Genomic DNA, 22,721 nt, shown 5'->3' on the forward strand with positions numbered 1-22,721 from the left:
GATCGCGCTGCCTGCCGCGCCTGCGCTCCTTATGCGGCGGCAAGGAATTCATAGAGCTTGTCGCTCGCGCAGTAGCCGACATTGAAGCGCAGCCATGGCGATACCTGCTTGTCGTGTACGAACAGATGGCCCGGCGCCAAGCATATGTCGTGGTTGAGTGCCTGGTTCGATAGCTCGTGCGCGTCGGCATGGCGGGGATGGCGGGCCCAGACGAACATGCCTTCGTGAGCCTGGTTGAATAGCAGCATGCCTGCCTGCTGCAACCTGCGCCGCGTGTCGTCTTGCGCCTGCACGAGCTTATCCCGCAGGCCCTTCAGGTACTTCCGGTGACGGCCGTCGGTGAGAATCTGATAGGCAATGCGCTCTTCGACCTCCGAACTCGTCAACCCGGTCATGATCTTGAACTGGGTCAGATCTTCAACCAGATCCGGATGCGCGGCAATATAGCCGACGCGCAGGCTGGGGGAGATGGTTTTGGAGAAGCTGCTGACATAGATCACGCGTTCGAGCTGATCCATGCTGGCCAGGGAGCGGCGCGTGCTGGCGTCGAGATCGGAGCAGACATCGTCCTCGACGATCAGGAAGTCATGGCGATCCGCGAGTTGCAGGGTCTTATGCGCGGTGGCCGTGGTGTATGACGCGCCGGTCGGGTTATGCAGGCGAGGGTTGGTAAAGAATACCTTCACCTTGTATTGCTTCAGCAGTTGTTCCATCGCCACGGGATCGGGGCCTTGCGCGGTCCATGGCACGCCGACGATATTCACGCCGAGCCGCTTGAGGTGGAATAGCAGCAGGCTGTAGCCGGGCTCGTCCACCAGCACGGTGTCGCCGCGGGCCAGCAGGTATTGGGTCAGAAGGCCCAGGGCGTGCGCGGCGCCATTGGTCATCAGCAGTTGTTCCGGCGGGCAGAAGATCTCATCCTCGTTCAGCCAGTCGGAAATCTTCCACCGCAACGGGAGATAGCCCTTCGGTGTCCCGTAGCCGGTCATCGAACCGCTCGAGTGGTTGGACACATTGCGCATGTTGCGGCGCAGGCTATCATCATCCATCCAGCTCTCCGGCATCCATCCGCAGCCTGGATTGATTTCCACAGACCGGTTTTCCCATATGCGGCGCAGCATCCAGAGCGAATCAAACCGGACGTTCGCCAGGTTGCCGGCCTCGGGCGCAAGATACTGGCCATGCTGGAAGCTGCGCACATAGAAGCCGGCATTCTGGCGAGGGATCAGGAGGCCCTCTGCCACAAGCCGATCATAGGCATCGACGACGGTGGACACGCTGACACCGTGCGATTCCGCGAAACTCCGAATGGACGGGATCTTCATGCCGGAGTGAAATTTTCCCTCGGTGATCAGCGTTTGGAAGTGCTCCACGATCTGCTGTACCAGCGGCTTTGAGGAACCTGCATCCAGGAAAAACATGACGCCTCCTAAGTTCTTTTACTTGACGGAAGCATACCAGCGCGTGGTATCCCGCCGCGGGGATCGAGGCGCCGGGAGGGAGAAACGCGTGGCTGGAAAAGACGGTTTCGAGCCCTGAAACCGCTCAGTCGGTGCGGTTCGAGGCGCGGCCTCGCGCTCACCGGGAGCGGCGGGCCGCAGGTGTTTGCCGGCTATGCCATGCAGGCTCAGCTACTCGCCACGCGCGTGCGCAACTGCGCGGCGCGCACGCCGCGCAGCATGCCGGCGGTGGCCACCAGGAAGGCAAGGACCCCGGTCGCACCCACTTCCAGGCGGTGATCCGGGCGAATCACCATCAGCACCAGCACCATGCAGATAAACAGGATCACAGCCCAGGTCAGCCACGGGAACATCCACATGCGGAAATCCAGCTGCTGCCCTGCATCGATCAACTTGTAGCGCATGCGCAACTGCGAGATGGCCACCACGAGATACACAAGCAGCGCAATCGTCCCTGAGGATGCCAGCAGCGTGGCAAACACCTGATCCGGCACGACGTAGTTGGCGACCACCGCAAGAAAGCCAACGGCAGTGGAGCCCAGTACTGCCATCACGGGCGTGCCTTGCCCATTGGTGCGCGACATTGCCCTGGGCGCATCCCCCCGGCTTGAGAGCGAGTAAAGCATGCGCGAAGCGGTGTAGAGGGCGGAGTTGAGGCAGCTAGCCACCGACACCAGCACGATCACGTCGATGATGCCTTTCGCGTGCGGCACGCCGATCAGCTCGAGCGTGCGCTGGTAGGAGCCGTGGCTGGGCAACAGCGGATCGTTCCAGGGCACCAGCGCGGTTACCAGGAAGACGGAGCCGAGATAGAACAGCGTGATGCGCCATATCACGGAGTTGGTTGCCCTGATGATCTGTCGCTTGGGCTCCGACGATTCGGCCGCGGCGATGGTGACGATCTCGGTGCCAAGGAAGGTAAACATGGTGGTCAGCATGGCCGCGAGCACAGCGCCGAAGCCATGCGGCATGAAGCTGGCGCTGTCGAATAGCCGCGATGCGCCGGAGACCCCGCTGCCGGGCAGGATGCCCAGGACGGCCGCACCGCCGAGCGCCAGGAAGGCAACGATGGCGAGTACCTTCGTCAGGGCGAACCAGAACTCGAATTCGCCGTAGTTCTTGACGCTGCACAGATTGGCCGCGGTCAGCACCAGCGTGATGCCGAAAGCGAAGATCCACATGGCTATGCCAGGAAACCAGGTGTGCAGAATGGTGGCAGCCGCGGTTGCCTCCAGCGGGATAACCAGTACCCAGAACCACCAGTAGAGCCATCCAATGCTGAACCCGGCCCAGTGGCCGATGGCGCGGTCGGCGTAGGTGGAGAAGGAGCCTGTATCGGGCGACGCCACTGCCATCTCGCCCAGCATGCGCATGACCAGTACCACGAGCAAGCCCGCAATGGCATAGGCGATCAATACGGCGGGGCCGGCTTTGGCGATGGCATGGCCGGAACCGACGAACAGCCCGGCCCCGATCACGCCAGCGATCGATAGCATGGTGATGTGGCGCTGCTTTAGCCCGGGCGACAGGCTGCTGGATGTATTTTTCATGGTGTCTCCTGCTTCTCCGGTCTTCTTGACCGGCTGTATATATCCCGGCCCGGGCGATCGAATACGCGTGTTGGGAATACGCGCGTGCAACGATGGCGCACCGGTCCGGCGGGTTCGATCCCCACCTTCGTCTGCTGCCTGTCTCTGTGCCGGCCTCCCAGCCCAGGTAGTGCGGCCGCAACGTGGCGGCGCCAGGGCGCTTACGACGCGGTGTAGGATGTCTTGACGGTGGTGAAGAACTCGGCAGCGTGGCTACCCTGTTCCCGCGAGCCGTAGCTTGATCCCTTTCTGCCACCAAACGGCACATGGTAGTCGACACCCGCGGTGGGCGTATTCACCATGACCATGCCCGCTTGTGCGCGGCGCTTGAAATCAGTGGCGTGCTTCAGCGACTGAGTGCAAATCCCGCTGCTCAGTCCGTACGGCGTATCGTTTGCCAGTGCCAACGCGTGCTCGTAGCTGTCCGCCACAAGAACGCAGGCGACCGGACCGAAGATCTCTTCACGCGCGATGCGCATCTCGGGCACGACATCCGCGAACAGGGCGGGCTGCAGGTAGAAACCATCGTGACGCAGTGGCAGGCGTTCGCCGCCACACAGCAAGCGGGCACCCGCATCTTTCCCGATCTGGATATAGGCGAGATCCTGTCCGAGCTGGGAGGCGTCCACCACCGGTCCGATCTGGGTCTGCGCATGCAGTGCATGGCCAACGCGCAGCGCCTGCGTGCGCTGTACCAGACGCGAGACAAAGCGCGAATGGATTCCCCGCTCGACGATCAGGCGACTGGAGGCCGTGCATCGCTGCCCGGTGGAATGGAAGGCTCCCTGCAACGCGCAATCCACAGCGGCGTCGAGCTCCGCGTCATCCAGTACCACCAGGGGATTCTTGCCTCCCATTTCCACCTGCACCTTTGCCATGCGCGCGGTGGCGGTGGCAATCACGTGGCGGCCGACCTTCTCGGATCCGGTGAAACTGATGGCCGCCACGTCCGGGTTCTCCAGCATGGCCTGACCGACGACACTGCCCTTGCCCATCACCAGATTGAACACGCCCGCCGGCAGGCCGGCCCTGCTGATGATCTCCGCCAGCGCCCATGCGCTGCCGGGTACCAGTTCCGCCGGCTTGAAGATCACACAGTTCCCGTAGGCGAGGGCAGGTGCGATCTTCCAGGCGGGAATGGCCATGGGGAAATTCCACGGTGTGATGATGCCAATCACGCCAACCGGCTCCCTGGTGACCTCGACGGCAAGCCCAGGGCGAACGGAGTCCATCCGTTCGCCACGGATCCTGAACACCTCGCCCGCGTAGAACTTGAATATGGCTGCTGCCCGCGCCACTTCGCCAATGCCCTCGGCAAGTGTCTTGCCCTCCTCCCTGGAGAGGAGGGTGCCGAGTTCCTCCCTGCGCGCGGCCAACTCCGCGCCGATGCGTTCAAGCATGTCCGCACGTGCCTGCGGCCCGGTCTCGCGCCAGGCGCCGAGCGCCTGACTGGCGGCGTGGACGGCGATGCTTGTCTGCTCCGTGCTGGCCTGGGCGTATTCGCCGATCATGTCACTGCAATCGGATGGGTTGATATTCTCGACGCTGCCGTTCGCGCCCATCCATTCGCCGGCGATATAGTTAGCGTTCATTTTTTTCTGCGCGCTGGGTATCGGTCAGGACGTACACGCCGCTCGCATCCAGGCGGGCCGACCAGTCCGGCGGCAATACGATCGACGTGGTGACTTCTTCGATCACGGCGGGGCCGCACACCACGTCGCCGGCGCCGAGCATGGTGCCATCGTAGATGGGCGAAGCGATTTCCTCGATGCCCTGTCCACGGCCAAAGATCATGTTCCTGCGGGCCTTGACGGCCCGCTCGATGTCGCCGGAGCCGGGTTGCAGGCATAAGGCCGGCGGTTGCTCGAGCATGCCGTACACCGTGCTCTCGACATTGACGATCTCGACCTGGCTTTCCGGCTCGGCATAGGTGAACAGCTGTTTGTGCCGAGCGTCGAACAGCTCGCGAATCCGGCCGATTGTTTCGCGGCCGACATGGAGTTCCCCGATGCTGACGGAGCACTCATGGGCCTGGCCGCAGTAGCGCATATCGAGATGACGCTCGACACGGATTCTGTCACGCGGGAAGCCTTCCTTGCCTAGCGCGGCAATTGCCTCGGCCTCCAGTTGTTCGAATTGCCGCTGGACCCGGCCAAGGTTGGAGTGCGGTTCGATGCGCATCGGGCAGGCTGCCATATAGTTGTACTTGAGATCGGACAGCAACTGGCCGAAGGCACACAGACCCGATGCCAGCTTCGACACCAGAACCGTCCTGACGCCGATCTCCCGGGCAAGCCCGGCGATGTGCAGCGAGGTTGCGCCGCCGGCAGCGATCAGAACGAAATCACGAGGATCATAGCCGCGCTCGATGGAGACGCGCCGGATGCCGTTGATCATATTGACATTGACGATGCTGACAATGCCATATGCGGCCTTCTCAACGCTGATTCCAAGCGGCTCCGCGATGTCCTTGGCAATGGCGGCCCTCGATGCCGCGCCGTTGATCGGCACGCGCCCGCCCAGCAGCGATTCGGGATTCAGGTAGCCCAGCACGACATTGGCGTCGGTGACGGTGGCCGCGGTGCCGCCGCGCATATAACAGGCCGGTCCAGGCACTGCGGAGGCGCTCTGTGGGCCGACCTTGAGCAAGCCCATCGCGTCGATCCACGCAATCGATCCTCCACCCGCGCCCAGTGTCTCGACCTGCACCATCGGCGTACCGATGCGGTAGCGGAGGAAATCGATATCCTTGTTGATGTTTGTGATGCCTCCCTTGGTCAGGGTGATGTCGAACGATGTGCCGCCCATATCGACGGTGATCAGGTCCTTGTAGCGAAACGGCCTGGCCACGAAGAGCCCGGCGAGCGGGGCGGAGGCGGGACCGGAATTGATGGCGTTGACCGGCCGGGAAACGATGGCGTCGCTCGATGCCATGCCGCCATTGGACTGATAGAAGCGAACCGGCGATCCGACGCCATTCTCGACGTAGAACCGCTCGATCCTGTTGACATAGCGTGCCAGCACCGGACCAAGATAGGCATTCACCACGGTGGTGGAGGTTCGCGTGTACTCGCGCATCTGAGGAAAGACCTCCAGTCCGACCGAGACGTAGGCATCCGGCAGCATGGTGCGCACAATCTCGGCGGCGCGCCGCTCATGCACTCCGTTTGCCACTGACCAGACGAAGGACACCGCGACTGCCTGGACCCCTTCGGCCCGGAACAACGCGCAGGCAGCCCGTACATCGTCTTCGTTCAGGGGCGTGTGGATCGTGCCATCGGACAGCACGCGTTCCCTGATCGGGCGCCGCAGGCGGCGCTCCACCAGCATTCTTGCCGGCGGGTACCTGGCATCGTAGCGATGCCCTTCCTCCTTGTGCCCAAGCCGGATCTCCCGCGAGTCCTCATGACCGGCAGTACAGATCAGCCCTGTCTTTACCCCCCTGTGCTGGATCAGCGCGTTCAAGGCCACGGTGGTGCCATTCACGCACAGGTCGAGACTGGACAGGATCTGGCTCACCGGCTTGTCGAGCGCTTCCGAGATCTGGCCGAGTCCGTCGGCAATGGCGCGGGTGCCATCTTCCGGGGTGGAAGTCGCCTTGAACAAATGGATGCCGCCGTTGCCATCGGCCAGCACATAATCCGTGAAGGTGCCGCCCGCATCTATGCCCAGGCGAAATTGCTTGCTGTTCATGTCTTTTCCCCTTTTCCCCTATTGCCCTTGCTGTTCTCGATCGGCACGCACCGCGTTGGTAGCGGCATGGTCGACCGTCAGGTCCGTCGCGTTCACTACCACGCCGTACTCGGCTCTTGCCGCAGCGATGGACACGATGCCGTTGCGGATGTCCGTGACCACCATCGCTGGGTCGCGCAGGAAAGGAGATCCCCAGCCGCCTCCGCCGGGGTTGTAGGTGGCGAGGCGGAAGCCGTCCTTCACCTTCAGCACGCCGTTTTCCTGATGGCTCTCGATCACCTTGCCGTTGCGCCACAGTTCAACCCTGCCCAGCTTGCTTGCGGCAATGGCGACGCTCGCGCCGTTTGCGCCGATTGCCGGCCGCTTGCGCCCTTCGCCAAAACTCACGACGGTCATCTCGTGGCCAATCGGCTCGACTTCCCACACCGTCCCGCAGCCGCCCCGATACTGGCCGGCACCCGCGCTATCCGTTATCAGGCCATACTTGTGGATGATGATCGGGTAGGCGTATTCCAGTGTTTCGATGTCGCCGGAGTACAAGGCCCCGAAGCAGGATTGCGGACCGCAGGCGTGCCAGCCGTCCATATAGCCGGTCGCGCCGGCGCCCGACACCAGGGAGGCCAGCACCATCGTGACGTACTCCTCGCTATTGCGCTGGTCGCGCCCCGCAATGTTGACACCGCTCGAATGTCCCCATGAACCGACCGCGCGCCCGGGCCTTGCCTTCTCGAACGCCAGGCGCACCGCGTCGGCCAGGGTTTCCATCGGTGTCGTGGTGCAATTCACGTGGGGGGCCGGTTCCTGCGCATTGCACAGGGTGCCCTTGGGGCCCAGATCGACGCTGACGCAGCGGTAGAGTCCCTCGTTATAGGGTGGGTCGAGCTGGGCGAACATCATCAGGCCGAGGTAGACGCCCGAGATGGAGTTGCCCTCGTAGGAATTGATAAAGTACGGGATCTGCCGTGGACTCGCTATGGCGATGTGGCAGGTGTCCCCTTCGATGGTCACGCTTGCCCGGATCTCGATCTCGCCATAACCATGTCCGGAGTCCTCGAGAATCGCGGCGCTTTCGTAGGTGCCGTCCGGCACCTCGCGAATGATCTGCCGCATGTGATGGTCTGCCATGTCCATGAGCGCATCGATACAGTCGCGAACTGTCTGGACGCCGTATTTCTCGAGCAGCGCGATCAGGTTGCGGGCGCCCACGTTGACGGCCCCGAGCTGAGCCTTCAGGTCACCCTCCTGGTCGCGGCGGGAACGCATGTTCGTCAGCATGAAGTTGATGACGTCGTAGCGTTCCACGCCCTTGTCCCACAGTTTGACCGGAGGGATGCGCAGCCCTTCGGCGTAGATCTCCTTGGCATCCGGGTTGTAGCCAGCGGGGACCGGCCCGCCGATATCCGTGACGTGCCCCTTGCACACCGTCCAGAACGCCAGCTCGCCGCGAAAGAACACCGGCTTGTACATGCAGCAGTCGACGATATGGCTGCCCTTGTAGGCGGGATCGTTGTGATAGATGACATCGCCATCGTGCAGATCATCGCCAAAGTAGCGTGCCACCTCTTTCATGGCGGGTATCAGGCCGCCGAGGTGGATCGGAATATCCTGCCCCTGCAGGATCATCTCCGGGCGATGATTGAATATGGCATTGCTGTAGTCATGGGCAACATTGAACACACTGGATCGCGCGGTTTTTTCCAGCGTCAGGGTCATCTCGCGCTGGGTCGTCTCCAGCACACCGCGCACCACCGCCAACGTGATTGGATCGACGTCTCGGGCCATTGCTGTCTCCTTGTCTTTTTGTTGTGGCCTCGCGGGGACGCAATCCGGGGGTTCCCGCTGGCCTGGATCCATCATAGAGATGCCGTCCAGGCGCAACAACGTACAGCGGGACGCGTCATCGCTAGCACTGTGATGGTCGTCTCACCCACACAGTTTGCCGTGCTGGCAAGGCGGGCGCGCCACGCCCGGCGGGAAGCTTTCGCGCGTAGCCTTGCTCGCCACCGGTTCCAGCGCGCCAATCAGTCCAACTCCACATGCCTCTTCGATCAGCGGGTGGTCGGCGAATACCCGCAGCCGGGCCTGAAACATCTCGCCAACGGCTGCCGCATGCGCGACGAAACCGCGGCTTTCCTTGCGTTCGATGTTGCGCAACGCAACGTTCTTGCCGAACCCGCAGATGATCTCGTCATCGGCCAGCAGGATGTCACAACGGTGCCTTGTGCGCGCGTGAGGACCAGCGGCCCCCATCCGGCCTCGCTATATTTCCGAGAATTTCCCGCGTTGCCGCATCAGTTCGCGGTGCAGATCCGGATGCCGCGCAAAGGGCGCGCGGCCGTGGAGCCAGAACTGGTTGTTCAGCATGATCAGGTCGCCGACCGGCAGGGGGATGGCCGAGGTACCGGCGGACGCCTCCATGGAGTCCGACAGGCTCTGCAGCCAGGCGGCATGCTCGATGGTTTCCGGGCAGACGAACTGATCGATGTAGCAGATGCAGGGTTGGTTGTTGACCTTGAAGAACGTGGGCCGCTTGACAAACTGCGCCACGTTCTTGCTGGGTGGGGACTTGTAGGTGAACGGATAGGACCCCAGCGAATGCTCGCTGAATGATTGCAACGCTTCCCAGTCGTCCAGATGCAGCAGTCGTGACTCGCCCCCGCTGGCATTCCGTTCGGAGAACTTCATCATCAGCAGCCAATCCGTGGCCTCATCCACGAAGGTCCCATCGGTGTGCAGCGTGAACAGGCGATAGGCCTGCCGCAGATAGGAATCGCTGTTGTCCGTATCCTTCACCAGAAAGCGCGCATAGTAGGTGCCGGACATCGCATCATGATTGCCGGGGCCGATCAGGTGGCTGATGGCGGTACCGAACTTGACATAGTCATCGGCATCCACCGTCGTGCCTTGCACGCCGACAGTGAAGCCGCCGGCATTGCGATCGTGCAGGATGGCGCGCAAAGACTGCCTGAATGCGATACCCAGGCGTGCCTCCAGTTCCCTGGCCAGAATGAAGCGCATGGTCGGCACATACTCGAGATTCTGGCTGTTGACATGCTTGCATGCCCCAAAGAATGCCGCGAGCACGTTGTCGTCCAGCACGATGTGATGCAGGCGCGAATGATGCGGGTGGGCGAGCACGCGGAATCCTGCGCCATTGGCGAGGTGGTGCTTGCGTGGGGAGGCGGAGACTGTCGTGATATCCATTGGCTTGTCCAAAACGTGTGTCGTGTGCGCTGGATGAGAAGGGTGAACAGTCCCCCGCGACATGATGTCACAACCCGACGAAGCGATGCCGCATCGTTTGGCAGCTCACAGCAGATCTCGATTTTCAGGCCCTTGCTGCTGCCACAGGGGCAAATCTGCGCGGAGCAAGGTGCGGGTGGGATGACGCCAGGGCGCATCGCACCTGGGTTACGCCGTGCCGTGGGTGACGGCGGTGGAGCGGCAGGGCGTCGCTATAGCGGATTTGGCGCGAGCGGTCTCGGCTCCCTGCCAGGCTGCAGCTTCTCGTATTGCTGATGCAGGTCCTTTAGCGCCGCCGCCAGCGCCGGGCTGGCTCGGCCTACATAGCATTGCTGGATCAATCCGGTCATCTCGCCAATGCCGTCGCGGAGACTACGGCCTCGCAGCAGATCGCGAATGAAACGCCTGCCGTGCTCGGTGACAAGCGTGCAGGATGCATCGATGACCACGGCATAGCGAGCGTCGATCTCGACCGTGATCGTCAACGAATCGAATACCTGTTTCGCGGGCATGCCCTGCGGGAGACGCGCATGGCCGGCGATCAGCAAGGTGAGGGGCTTTGTCATGGAACGTTGCCAACGGCATTTCGAAGGCTGCCGGCGCGGCCTATTGCCAGTCCGGGCTGGCGGCGCACTCCGTCAGGATGTCCGCGATGATGCCAAGCCCCTCGTCCAGCAGCGCATCGGAGATGGTCAGGGGGGTCATGATGCGCACCACATTGCCATGCGGGCCACAGGTCAGCAGCAACAGTCCCCGCTCCGCGGCCTCGGCTTTCAGCCTGCTGGCCAGCCCCGGCGCCGGCCGTCCGGCGTCGCCGCCATGGCACAGTGCGAATCCGGTCATGGCACCAAGGCCGCGCACATCCGCGATCTGCGGCACGGTTTCCTTCAGCCGCCACAGCGCCGCGCGCATGCGATCGCCAAGGTCGGCGCTGCGCTCGCACAAGCGCTCCTCTTCGATCGCGTCGAGTACCGCCAGCGCGGCTACGCAGGCCATGGGATGACCAGCATAGGTACTGCCAAGCCCGCCAGGCGGCACGGCGTCGAGAACATCGGCACGGCCCAATACCGCGGAAAGCGTCATGCCGCCCCCGAGCCCTTTGGCCAGGGTCATCAGGTCCGGCACCACGCCGGCATGTTCGAGCGCGAACATCTTCCCGGTCCGGGCGATGCCAGACTGGATCTCATCCGCTACCAGCAGGATTCCATGTGCATCGCAAAGCTCGCGCAGGCGGAGAAGAAACGCCTTGGGCGCGGGAATGTAGCCGCCTTCCCCCTGTACCGGCTCGACGAAGATTGCCGCGATGCGTGAAGGATCGGCCTGATGCCTGAAAATTGCCTCGATGCTTCGAATGGCATCCTCCACGCTGATATTGTCCGTCTCGGAAGGATATGCCGCGTGATAGACCTCGCCGGGCAACGGATCGAAGCCGATCTTGTAGGGCGCGACCTTCCCCGTCATAGCCAACGCGAACATGGTGCGGCCATGGAAGGCGCCATGGAATGCAATGATGCCTGGGCGATTGGTGTAGGCGCGCGCAATCTTGACGGCGTTCTCGACCGCTTCCGCGCCGGTGGTCATGAAGAACGCCTTCTTTGGATGCGGGCCGGGAGCCAGCTTGCACAGGCGTTCCGCAAGCGCGATATAGGATTCGTAACCGACCACCTGAAAGCAGGTGTGGGCGAAGCGACCGGCCTGCTCGGCAATGGCTTGCATGATGCGCGGATGACGGTGCCCGGTATTGAGGACGGCGATGCCGGAACAGAAGTCGATATAGCGGCGGCCCTCGACGTCCCAGATCTCCGAGTTCTCGGCCGACTCACAGAATATGGCGTGGGCATTGCCGATGGCGCGTGGAATGACTTGCGTGCGCCGTGCCGCAAGTTCGCTATTGGTTGTGGCTTTCATTCTCTGTCCTGATCGTGTATCTGCGTGACAGAGTCTAGAGTCGGGGCGCACCCGGCGCCATATACACGCCGCGGCGCTGGGCGGCGGCACTGTAGTGCAGCCGGAAGCCATACACCCGGTCGATGCTCCCGGCGCAAGGCCGAGGCTGCCGGCCCGTGGCGGGGTCTACGTGGACAGGGGAGGGTACGTGCCGCGCCGATCCGGGAGCGGCAGGCCCCCGGGGATCCGGCCGGAAATCGCCGTGGACCGCGGCATGCCGCGATCGCCGGCCAGATCGATCAATGCGGCGCGTCGTTTTCCGCCACGGTGGCGGTGTCACCTGGATCCGGTTCCTTGCCCAGGAACACCATCCGCAGCGCCGGCACGATCACCAGAAGCATCAGCGGCCCCACCAGCATGCCGCCCACTACCACGGTGGCCAGCGGGCGCTGCACCTGGCTGCCGATGCCGGTGGAGATCGCCGCCGGGAACAAGCCGATGCATGCGGACAGCGCCGTCATCAGCATGGGCCGCATCCGCTGCTGGGCGGCGTGGAACATCGCCTCCGTCGACTTGAAGCCCTGCTGGCCGCGCAGGTCGTTGTAGTACGAGATCATCAGGATCCCGTCCATCACCGACACGCCAAACAGGGAGATGAAGCCGATCGCCGCCGAGATGCTGAAGTCCAGCCCGGTGAGGAACAGCGCCGCCACCCCGCCCGCGATGGCGAACGGTATGCCTGCCAGCGCCATCAGGCTGTCGCGCAGCGAATTGAACAAGCCGTACAGCAGCACGATGATCATCAGGATGCTGACCGGCACGATCAGTTCCAGCCGCTTCTTCGCCTGCTCCAGTTCCTCGAATTCGCCGGCCCACTCGATGTGGTAACCCTCCGGCAGCTTGACGGCATTCGCGATGCGCTCCTGCGCCTCGGCCACGGTGCTGCCCAGGTCGCGGCCACGTACGCTGAACTTGACCGGGATGAAGCGCTGGTTGCGCTCATGGTAGATATAGGACGCCCCGGTATCGAGGGTGATATCGGCCAATGCGCTCAGCGGTATATAGGCATTGCTGCCGTTCGCGGCCTGGTAGGCCACCTTGATATTGCGCACAGCCTCGATATTGCCGCGGTATTCCGGCGCCAGCCGCACCGTCAGCGCGAACTGGCGGTCGCCCTCCAGCACCGTGGTGGCCTGTGTGCCGCCCAGCGCTGCCTGCACCACGGTATTGACGTCCCCGGTGTTGAGCCCGTAGCGCGCGGCGGCTTCGCGGTTGACGCGGATATTGAGATTGGGCTGGCCGAGTACGCGGAACACGCCGAGATCGGTCACGCCCTTGACCTGGCCCATCTCGTGCAGGACCTGGTCGGCCAGCGTCTCCAGCGTCCCCAGGTCACGCCCGACGATCTTGACCGAGTTCGCGCCCTTGACCCCGGACAAGCCTTCCTCGACATTGTCCTGGATGTACTGCGAAAAATTCAGCGTGATGCCGGTGAACTCGTCCGAGAACTCCTTCTGGACCTCCGCCACCAGCCTGTCCTTGGTCATCCCGGCCGGCCATTGGTCGAACGGCTTGAGCGGCACGAAGAATTCGGCATTGAAGAAGCCGGCCGCATCGCTGCCGTCATCGGGCCGGCCATGCTGGGATACCACCGTGGCCACCTCGGGATGGCGCAGCAGGATCTGCCGCATCCTGGCCACCGGCGGAATGCCGGCTTCCAGCGAAGTCGTCGGCGGCATGGTGGCGCGGATCCACAGATTGCCCTCCTCCAGCGACGGCAGGAACTCCGTGCCCAGGCGGGTCATCAGCAGGCCGGTGAGGACCAGCACCAGGGCGCCGATGGTGACCGAGACCCGCTTGTTGGACAGCGACCACTTCAAGGCCGGCGCATAGAGCCGGTGCAGGCCGCGCACCAGCCAGGTTTCCTTCTCCTCGATATGCTTGGGCAGCAGATAGGTGCACAGTACCGGCGTAATGGTAAAGGTGGCGATCAGCGCGCCCAGCAGGGCGTAGCCGTAGGTGCGCGCCATCGGCCCGAAAATCTGCCCCTCCACGCCCTGCATGGTGAACAGCGGCACGAAGGCAGCCACCGTGATGGCGGCCGAGAAGAACACCGCCTTGTCCACCTGCAGCGCACTGACAAAGATCATGCGCAGGCGATCCGGCACGCGCATCCCCAGTATCCGCGCATCGCGGCTCGCCAGCAGGCGCGCCTGCTCCGCCAGCGGCATCTGGAAGTTCCGGAACACGTTCTCCACCAGGATCACCGAGGAGTCCACGATGATCCCGAAGTCGACCGCCCCGACCGATAGCAGGTTGGCCGATTCCCCGACCAGCACCAGGATCATGATGCTGAAGAACAGCGCGAACGGTATGTTGACGCTGACGATGATCGCGCTGCGCAGGTCGCCCAGGAAGATCCACTGGATAAAGAACACCAGCAGGCAGCCGAACAGCAGGCTGTGCAGGACGGTGTGGGTGGTGACCGAGACCAGCGTGGACCGGTCGTAGTAAGGTTCGACCTTGACGCCGGCGGGCAGGGTGCCGTCGCTGTTGATCTTGTCGATCTCGGCCTTGACGCGCGCCACCACCTCATTGGTCTGCAAGGTCCGGTTCATCACCACGATGGCGGTGACCACGTCGTCTTCGTTGTCGCGTCCGGATTTGCCCAGGCGCGGCGTGAAGCCGATCTTGACCTTGGCCACGTCCTTGACCTGCACCGGTACGCCGTTGTTCTGCGTCAGGACGATGCTGCCGATGTCCTTGACGTTCTCGATCAGGCCGACCCCGCGGATATTGACCGACTGCTGGCCAAGGTTGATGGTGCGCCCGCCGACGTTGATGTTGGCGTTGCCGAGAGCCGTGACCATCTGCGGCAGCGTGATGTTATAGGTCTCCAGCTTGTGCAGGTCGGCCTCGACGTCGTATTCCTTGGTGGTGCCGCCCCAGCTCACCACCTGCATTACGCCCGGCACGGTCTTCAGGCGCCGCTGCAGCACCCAGTCCTGCAGCGTGCGCAGGTTGGTCAGGCCGAAGTGCGGCGGCCCCTTGAGCTGGTAGCGATAGATTTCCCCCACCAGGCTGGAGGCCTGGATCTGCGGCTGCACATTGTTTGGCAGGCTGACGTTCTGCTGCAGGCTGAGCGCGGCCTGCGTGTAGCCGAAGTAATAGTCGATCCCGTACTTGAAGGTCACGCGTACGAAGGACAGGCCGTAGAACGACGTCGAGCGGATGCTTTCGACGCCAGGCGTGGCCGCCAGGCCAACTTCCATCGGCACCGTGTAGTAGCGCTCCATCTCCTCGGCTGACAGGCCGGGCGCCTGCGCGGTGATTTCCAGGATCACCGGCGCCGGGTTCGGGTATGCCTCGATATTGAGCCTGGAGAAGGCGAACAGGCCCGCCCCAACGAAGACCAGGAGAAACAGCAGGATGAGCGGTCGGCGGGTCAGCGACAACCGGAGAATGGCCCTTAGCACGGTCTACCTCTTCGTATTTCTTTGATCTTCGATGGATCGCTTGTGATCGCTTGTGATCGCCTTTTTGCGGGGTAGGCCGGCCTTATTGGCGGGCGAGCGCGGCGGCGTTGCTCAGGAACAGAGCGCCTTCATTGGCCGTCAATTCGCCCGGCTTGAGCCCGTCGACGATCTGGACCCAGCCATCCTGCTGCTGCCCCAGCGTGACCGTGCGCCGGACGAAGCGCTTGCGGTCGGTGGTGACCCAGGCCGTCATGCTGCCGTCGCCTTCGCGCACGACCCCGTCGGCCGCGATGGCCGGCGAGCGGATCGCGTCGCCGGTGCGGATCTCGAACGAGGCGAACATGCCTGGCCGCAGCTCATGCTTGGGATCCCTGATCTCGGAGCGCACCATCATGCGGTGGGTGTTGGCGTCGACCGTGGCGCCAATGGTGGCGACGGAGCCGGCAAAGACCCGGCCCGGGAACGCCATCGCCTTCATCCGGACCGGCTGGCCCACATGCAGCAGCGGGCTCTCCGTTTCCGGCACGAAGGCCTGCATCCACATGGTGGAGACGTCCGACACGGTGACCGGTGCCGGTGCGTTGCCGGGCTGTACCAGCAGCCCGGGCTGCGCATTGCGCGCCGTGACGCGCCCGGCGATCGGGCTGGCCACCGTCAGGATCGAATCGATCTTCCGCTCCTCGACAATGCGGTCCATCTCGGCCGGCCGCTTGCCGAAGATCGCCACGGCATCGCGCGCGGCCTTGTAGGCGGCCTCGGCTGCCTGCTGGTCGGACACGGCCTGGTCCAGGTCCTTCTGGGCGATACCCTGGATCTCGAACAATTGCCTGGCGCGCTCCAGCGCCTTGGTGGTCAGCTTGCGGGTGCCGGCGGCGGAGATCAGCGTGGATTCGGCCTGCACCAGATCCGGACTATCGATCTCGAACAGGGGCTTGCCTTTCTCGACGTCGTCGCCGACCTTGACGAACACGCTGCGGATCTTGCCCTGGTAGGAGGTGAATACCTGGACCGAACGGTCCTGGTTGAAATCGATATTGCCGATCGCTTCACGCTGGCTGGCGAACTCCTTTTCCTCCACCGGCGCGACCTTGACGTGCTGCAACTGCGTCGGAAGCAGGATCACTGCCTGCTCGCCACGCGCGGTAGGCGCCACCTGCGCTTTGCCACCGCCGGCATTGCCTTGCTCCGGTTGCGGACCGTAAAGGGACGTGGGCTGCGTGCGAGCCGAGAAGCCGAACATCAATCCGACCACGGCAATGGCTGCGGCAGCGCCGCCGATAGCGGCGGATTTGGCATCGATACGCACGACAGGACCCCGAAATTTGCATGAATTTGTGCGCATGATGGAACTGGGCAGGCGCGCAGTCTACTGTCATCAATCACAGTACGCGGTCAATCCGTTCACGCATAGAATCGCCGCCATGCCATCGCTGACAGGCAATGGGCGTGCCATGCCGCGACGGTCGTGGTGGGGGAATGCCGCCGGGACCGTTCATGCTGCCTGCAGTGCCGGCCGTGCGGGTAGTCGTGCTGGAGTTGTCGACCAAGCGATCGACGAAAGAGCGATGTGGGTGAAAATGATGCGCAAGCACTCTGTTGAATTCGGAACCAGGAAGAGGCTGGTTCAACTTGCGGCGGCACTGGTTGCCGTAGCGTCCGGCGGCTGCGCGGTCGGGCCGGATTTCCAGCGGCCGAAAGCCCCTCAAGCCAGCGACTACGCGCCCACCCCCCTGCCGATGGCGACTGCCTCGGCGCCTGGAATCGCCGGGGCAGCGCAGACTTTCAACACGGCGCGCGATATCCCGGCCGAATGGTGGACCCTGTTCCGCTCGCCGCAACTCGACTCCCTGATCCGGAAGGCGTTCAAGGCCAACCCCACTATCGAGGCCGCCCAGGCTGCGCTACGCCAGGCCCAGGAGAACGTGTACGCGCAACGGGGATTATTCTTTCCAACGATTCAGGCAAGCTATTCGCCATCGCGCATCAAGATATCCGGGAATACAGGCGGCAACTCGCCAGGGCTCCAGGGTAATGGATCCGTCATCTCGACTGGGCAGACCGACGCCACGCCCCCAGGCAGCACCCCCGTTATTTATAACTGGCACAGCGCCCAATTGACGGTCGGCTTCGTGCCAGACGTCTTCGGCGCCAACCGGCGCGCGGTGGAATCGCTCCAGGCACAGACGGACGCCCAGCGGTTCCAGCTCGAGGCAGCGTATATCACGCTTGCCTCCAACGTGGTCGCCGCAGCGATCCAGGAGGCGTCGGTGCGGGACCAGATCGCCGCCGTCAAACGCATCATCAGCGCCAATACCCGCTCCCTCGAGATCATGCGGGGGCAGCTCAAGTACGGCTCTGCCGCAGGTCTCGATGTGGCGGCTCAGGAAACGGCCTTGGCGCAGGCCAAGCAACTGCTTCCGCCTCTCGAAAAGCAGTTTGAGCAGACCCGGGACCTGATCCGCGTCCTGGTTGGCAACCTGCCGAACGAGGACGTGGACGAAACGTTTGCGCTGTCGTCGCTCCATCTGCCGGAGGAACTGCCCGTCAGCCTGCCGTCCCAGCTGGTGGACCAGCGTCCCGATATCCGGGCCGCCGAGGAGCAACTGCACTCGGCCAGCGCGCAGGTCGGCGTGGCGGTGGCGGCACGCCTTCCCCAGTTCGCCATCAATGGCACGTTTGGAGGCAATGCAGCCCAATTCAGCCAGATGTTCTCGCCTGCCGGGCAATTCTTCACCCTCGTCGGCAGTGCGACCCAGACGCTCTTCGCTGGAGGCACCTTGCTGCATCGGCAGCGCGGTGCCGAGGCGGCGCTGAGCCAGGCTGCGGCGCAGTATCGCAGCACCGTGCTGACAGCGTTCCAGAATGTAGCGGATACATTACACGCGCTTCATGCCGATGCTAACGCTTTGAATGCGGCGGTGGCAGCCGAGCGCGCGGCCAAAACCTCGCTCGAGCTCACGCGCAAACAGCAGGAACTGGGCTACGTCAACTATCTGGCCCTGCTGACCGCGGAGCAGGCCTATCAGCAGACGGCGATTACCCTGGTACAGGCGCAGGCCACTCGTTTTGGCGATACGGCCGCATTGTTCCAGGCGCTGGGAGGCGGATGGTGGAACAAGCCGGCTGACGTGGCTGTAGCCGAAGCAGGAGCGAAGTCTTCCAACTAACGGCGGGCACTGAACACCGCAGAGACACGGTTCCAGGATGCTCCCACGGGAACCCCGGCACCGAGCAAGCGGCAGCGATGGCGTGCGAGTAGCGGCCATGCTGCAAAGCCAATAGCTGATGACGATGAGTCTGGAATAACCCCCGGGCTCTGATGACCCAGCGCTTTCCTGCTGACCGATGAGTCCACCTTCACCGAGACGTCCGACGCAAACGGACGCCGGCCCTTCTATTGCGCTGGGAAACCCGCTCGACATTCCTTATCCGGGCGATCCTCGCAAGGCCACTGCCCTGATGCACGTTCGGCCCCTGGGGCCCGCCGATGTGGCGGATGCCGACTTGACGGCATTCCTGCTGTCGGCATGGCGCAAGCTGCATACGGCAAGCCGTCGCCCGCCGCGCTGTCCTCGCTGCCATGCGCGGGGGGCGACCTATGATGGTCTGGATCACAGCGGGCTGCCACAGTTTCATTGCCATGGCTGCAACCGGCGGTTCAATCGCCTGACCGGGACACCGATGGCCCGTCTGCGGCCGGAAGACAAGCTCCGCGCATTCTTTGCACTGATCTCCCTACCCGTATCCCCCGCCCAAGCCGCACGGAAGCTGGCGATCCAGCCGGAAACCGTGGCGCACTGGTCGCTGCAGATCCGGCTGTGGCTGTTGACGTTGGACCCGGCGGGAAACAGGGAGCGCCGCGTGCGGCTTGGGGTACGGTATGCGGTGGTGCCGGCCAGTGTGCTCGACGCGCCTGCGCCGGCCACGTTTGGATGTCGATGCGCTCCGATCGGACGCGATAGCCCGTCCCGGAATCAGGCGGACGATGGGCCATTGCTGATGCGCGTGTGCCCGCTATGCGAGCGCGCCGCGCATCCTGGCTAAGGGATCGATCGATAGGGCCTGCTGCCCCAGAAGACAGTCGGCGACACCGATGCTTGCCCTTCGCGGGGGCCTTTTGCGCCTGTGCCACGGTTGCGCCGGCGCCAAGGCACAGCGCCATGGCCGGCGCGCCTTGCGGCGTGCCGGCCACTGGTTGGTTCAGCTTCAGATACCCTCGGCCGGCGTCAGCGAGGCAGCATCGGACCCGCCCTTGCGCCCGCGGTTGCGGTTGACCCAGGAGAACACCACCGGCAGCACCAGCAAGGTCAGCAGCGTGGTGGTCACCATGCCGCCCACGATCACCAGCGCCAGCGGGCGCTGCGCCTCCGAGCCGATGCCGTGCGACAGCGCCGCCGGCAGCAGGCCCAGGCCGGCCAGCATCGCGGTCATCACCACCGGGCGCAAGCGCAGCGCCGCGCCTTCGACCACGGCCTCGTGCAGGTCTTCGGACTGCGCCAGCCGGTTGACGTAGGAGATCAGGATCACCCCGTCCTGGATCGCGATGCCGAACAGCGACAGGAAGCCGATGCCCGCCGAGATCGACAGGGTCTCTCCGGCGATATGCAGCGACAGCAGGCCGCCAATGGCCGCGAACGGCACGTTCAGCACCACCATCAGCGCGTCCTTGAAGTTGCCGAAGGTGCTGTACAGCAGCAGGAAGATCACCAGGATGGTCAGCGGCACGATCACCGCCAGCTTCTTCTGCGCGATCTTCATCTGGTTGAACTGCCCGTCCCAGAAGATGCTGTAGCCCGCCGGCAGCGTCACCGCCTTGCCGACCTTCTCCTGCGCCTCGGCCACCGCGCTGCCCAGGTCGCGCCCGCGCACGCCGAACTTGATGGCGATATAGCGCTTGCCGGCTTCGCGGTAGACGAAGAACGGCCCGTCGGTGGCCTCCACCTTGGCCACCATCGACAGCGGAACGCGCTGGCCGTCGGGCGTGTCCACCAGCAGGCGGCCGATCACGTCCGGGTTGTTGCGCGCCTGGTCGTTGAGCCGCACCGACAGCCCGAAGGTCTTCTCGCCCTCCAGGATGTTGGTGACCGCATCGCCGCCGACGGCATACTGCACCGCGGTCTGGATGTCGCTGACGTTCATGCCGAAGCGCGCGCTCTTCTCGCGGTCCACGGTGATGTTCAGCGTGGGCTGGCCCAGTTCCTTGAAGATGCCCACGTCGGCCAGGCCCGGCACCTTCTTCAGGGTGGACTCGACCTCCTTGGCCGTGTCCTGCAGCGTCACCAGGTCAGGGCCGAAGATCTTCACCGAGTTCTCGCCCTTGACCCCGGACAGCGCCTCATTCACGTTGTCCTGGATGTACTGCGAGAAGTTGTACTCGATGCCGGGGATGCGGTCCAGGTGTTTGGTGAGCCGTTCCACCACCTGCTGCTTGGTGGCGCCCTTGGGCCAGTCGGCGGGGGGCTTGAAGTACAGCGCGTACTCCTGGTTGAACACGCCGGTGGAGTCGGTGCCGTCGTCCGGACGGCCGATCTGCACGGATACCGCCCTGACTTCCGGCTGCTCGCGGAAGAAGCCGCGCAGGTCGCGCGAGATGGAGGCCGAGTAATCGAGATCGACCGTGTTGGGCAGCGTGATGCGCAGCCACAGGTTGTTCTCTTCCAGCGTGGGCAGGAACTCGGTGCCGAGGTAGCGCGAGCTGTACAGCGTGCCGGCCAGGCCGATGAAGGCGGCCAGGAAAACCAGGCCGGGCTTCTTCAACAGCTTGCGCAGCAGCGGCTTGTAGGCACGCAGGATGACCTCGATGAACTTCGGCGAGTGCGGCCGCAGCGAGCCGCTGAACACGAAGGAGGTCACCGCTGGCACGAAGGTCAGCGCGAGCACGATCGAGGCCAGCAGCGCGAAGCCCATGGTGAAGGCCATCGGCTTGAAGATGATGCCTTCCACCCCGCCCATGAAGAACAGCGGCGAGTAGGCCACGATGATGATGCCGGTGGAGAAGATCATGGCCCGCTGCACTTCGCTGGTGGCCTTGACGATGCCGTCCTCGACGTTGGTCTCGCCTTCCTCCAGGTGGCGCATGATGTTTTCCATCACGATCACCGCGGCATCCACGATCAGCCCGAAGTCGATCGCCCCGAGCGAGATCAGGTTGGCCGGCACCTTGAAGTGGTCCATATTGATGAAGGACACGCACAAGGCCAGCGGGATCACCGCCGCCACCACCGCCGCGGCACGGAAGCTGCCGAGGAAGATGAACAGCACGATCAGCACCAGCGAGATGCCGACGAACAGCGCGTGCTCGACGGTCCCCATGGTGATGTCGAGCAGGTTCTGCCGGTCATAGAACGGCTTGATCTGGATGTTCTTCGGCAATACGTTCTGGTTGAGGTCGGCGATCTTGTCGCGCACGCGCGCCAGGACTTCCGACGCATTGTCGTCGCGCTTGAGCAGCACGATGCCTTCGACGATATCGTCGTGCTCGTTGTACTGCACCATGCCCAGGCGCGGATTGTGGCCGATGCGCACTTCGGCGATATCGCGTACGCGCACCGGCACGCCGCTGGCGACCGAGACCGTTACGTTGCGGATATCCTCGATGTTCTGCAGCAGGCCCACGCCGCGCACCACGAACTGCTGTTCGCCGGCCTTCATCAGGCCGCCGCCGATATTGGCGTTGGCGTTCGAGATGGCGTCGATCACCTGCTTGAGCGAGAGCCCGTAGGCCTGCAGTTTCTCCGGCGTCGGCACGATCTGGTACTGCTTGACCATGCCGCCGAAGGCGGACACATCCGCCACGCCCGAGATATGCTTCAGTTCCTTGTAGATGGTGTAGTCCTGGTAGGTCTTCACCGTCGTCAGGTCCACGCCATGGGCTTCCACCCCGAAGCGCATGATTTCACCGGTGGCGTCGCTGTCCGGCGACAGCGCGGCCTGCACGCCGGGCGGCAGGTTGGCCTGCGACAGGTAGGTGACGAAGTTCTGGCGCGCCTTGAAGTTGTCGACGCCTTCCTTGAACTTGACGGTCACCACCGAGAGCCCGAACAGCGAGACCGAGCGGAAGGACTGCACGTCCGGCACGCTGGCCAGCGCGTTCTCCACCGGGATCGTGATCTGCTGCTCGACCTCCACCGTGCTGCGGCCCGACCACTGCGTGATGGCCTGCACCGTGACCGGCGCCACGCCGGGATACGCCTGCAGCGGCAACTGCAGGAAGCTCAGCACGCCGGCCGCCAGCAGGCCAACGGCTAGGAAGACGATGACCAGGCGCCGCTTGAGGATACTTCTGATGGGCGAGAAGACCATCTCAGGCCTCCTGCTTGAGCAGCATTTCGTTGAGCAGCATGCCGCCCTGCGTCACCACGCGAACCGGCGCG

General features: G+C 63.8%; 14 protein-coding genes. 2 read left to right on the top strand and 12 right to left on the bottom strand.

The features are described from left to right. Positions 1 to 29: 29 nt before the first annotated feature. The 11 genes from AC3FOF_RS40640 to AC3FOF_RS40690 all read right to left on the bottom strand — a co-directional run bounded on the left by AC3FOF_RS40640 (position 30) and on the right by AC3FOF_RS40690 (position 16,654). Complete coding sequence (locus AC3FOF_RS40640) at positions 30 to 1,421, bottom strand: aminotransferase-like domain-containing protein (RefSeq protein WP_017227822.1); 1,392 nt, start codon at positions 1,419 to 1,421, stop codon at positions 30 to 32. Positions 1,422 to 1,627: 206 nt separating this feature from the next. Then, the gene (gene gabP / locus AC3FOF_RS40645) at positions 1,628 to 3,010 is read right to left on the bottom strand and encodes a GABA permease (RefSeq protein WP_017227821.1); all 1,383 of its coding nucleotides are present in this window, start codon (positions 3,008 to 3,010) and stop codon (positions 1,628 to 1,630) included. Between the two features lie 200 nt (positions 3,011 to 3,210). After that, a complete protein-coding gene (locus tag AC3FOF_RS40650; RefSeq protein WP_017227820.1) occupies positions 3,211 to 4,641 on the bottom strand; it encodes an aldehyde dehydrogenase family protein in 1,431 nt (476 codons plus the stop codon). Then, positions 4,631 to 6,742 (bottom strand): caprolactamase subunit alpha, encoded by a 2,112-nt coding sequence (capA, locus tag AC3FOF_RS40655; RefSeq protein WP_488729846.1) that lies wholly within the window; start codon positions 6,740 to 6,742, stop codon positions 4,631 to 4,633. Before capA ends, AC3FOF_RS40650 begins: the two co-directional genes overlap by 11 nt. Before the next feature lie 18 nt (positions 6,743 to 6,760). Beyond that, positions 6,761 to 8,524, bottom strand: coding sequence for a caprolactamase subunit beta (gene capB / locus AC3FOF_RS40660; RefSeq protein ID WP_017227818.1), 1,764 nt, complete (start codon positions 8,522 to 8,524; stop codon positions 6,761 to 6,763). A 141-nt stretch (positions 8,525 to 8,665) separates the two neighbouring features. Then, positions 8,666 to 8,992 carry a hypothetical protein gene (locus AC3FOF_RS40665; RefSeq protein WP_488729847.1) on the bottom strand — a complete coding sequence of 109 codons (327 nt, stop codon included), beginning with the start codon at positions 8,990 to 8,992 and terminating at the stop codon, positions 8,666 to 8,668. Positions 8,993 to 9,001: 9 nt separating this feature from the next. Further along, complete coding sequence (glaH, locus tag AC3FOF_RS40670) at positions 9,002 to 9,946, bottom strand: glutarate dioxygenase GlaH (protein WP_017227816.1); 945 nt, start codon at positions 9,944 to 9,946, stop codon at positions 9,002 to 9,004. A 251-nt stretch (positions 9,947 to 10,197) separates the two neighbouring features. Continuing rightward, a complete protein-coding gene (locus tag AC3FOF_RS40675; protein WP_017227815.1) occupies positions 10,198 to 10,551 on the bottom strand; it encodes a DUF3870 domain-containing protein in 354 nt (117 codons plus the stop codon). 40 nt (positions 10,552 to 10,591) lie between these two features. Beyond that, positions 10,592 to 11,893 carry a 4-aminobutyrate--2-oxoglutarate transaminase gene (gene gabT / locus AC3FOF_RS40680; RefSeq protein ID WP_276265038.1) on the bottom strand — a complete coding sequence of 434 codons (1,302 nt, stop codon included), beginning with the start codon at positions 11,891 to 11,893 and terminating at the stop codon, positions 10,592 to 10,594. Positions 11,894 to 12,171: 278 nt separating this feature from the next. Next, entirely contained in the window at positions 12,172 to 15,348 is a 3,177-nt protein-coding gene (locus AC3FOF_RS40685) for an efflux RND transporter permease subunit (protein WP_488729848.1), read from the bottom strand. A gap of 82 nt (positions 15,349 to 15,430) precedes the next feature. Further along, the gene (locus AC3FOF_RS40690; RefSeq protein WP_488729849.1) at positions 15,431 to 16,654 is read right to left on the bottom strand and encodes an efflux RND transporter periplasmic adaptor subunit; all 1,224 of its coding nucleotides are present in this window, start codon (positions 16,652 to 16,654) and stop codon (positions 15,431 to 15,433) included. Between the two features lie 34 nt (positions 16,655 to 16,688). Between AC3FOF_RS40690 and AC3FOF_RS40695 the strand changes: the two genes are divergently transcribed. Further along, positions 16,689 to 18,515 carry an efflux transporter outer membrane subunit gene (locus AC3FOF_RS40695; RefSeq protein WP_488729850.1) on the top strand — a complete coding sequence of 609 codons (1,827 nt, stop codon included), beginning with the start codon at positions 16,689 to 16,691 and terminating at the stop codon, positions 18,513 to 18,515. A gap of 337 nt (positions 18,516 to 18,852) precedes the next feature. Continuing rightward, complete coding sequence (locus AC3FOF_RS40700; RefSeq protein WP_488729851.1) at positions 18,853 to 19,392, top strand: transposase; 540 nt, start codon at positions 18,853 to 18,855, stop codon at positions 19,390 to 19,392. Positions 19,393 to 19,554: 162 nt separating this feature from the next. Here the strand turns inward: AC3FOF_RS40700 and AC3FOF_RS40705 are convergent, their stop codons facing one another. Beyond that, positions 19,555 to 22,650 (bottom strand): efflux RND transporter permease subunit, encoded by a 3,096-nt coding sequence (locus AC3FOF_RS40705; protein ID WP_488729852.1) that lies wholly within the window; start codon positions 22,648 to 22,650, stop codon positions 19,555 to 19,557. Between the last annotated feature and the right edge of the window lie 71 nt (positions 22,651 to 22,721).

Source organism: Cupriavidus sp. 96C5-1 (assembly GCF_057798855.1).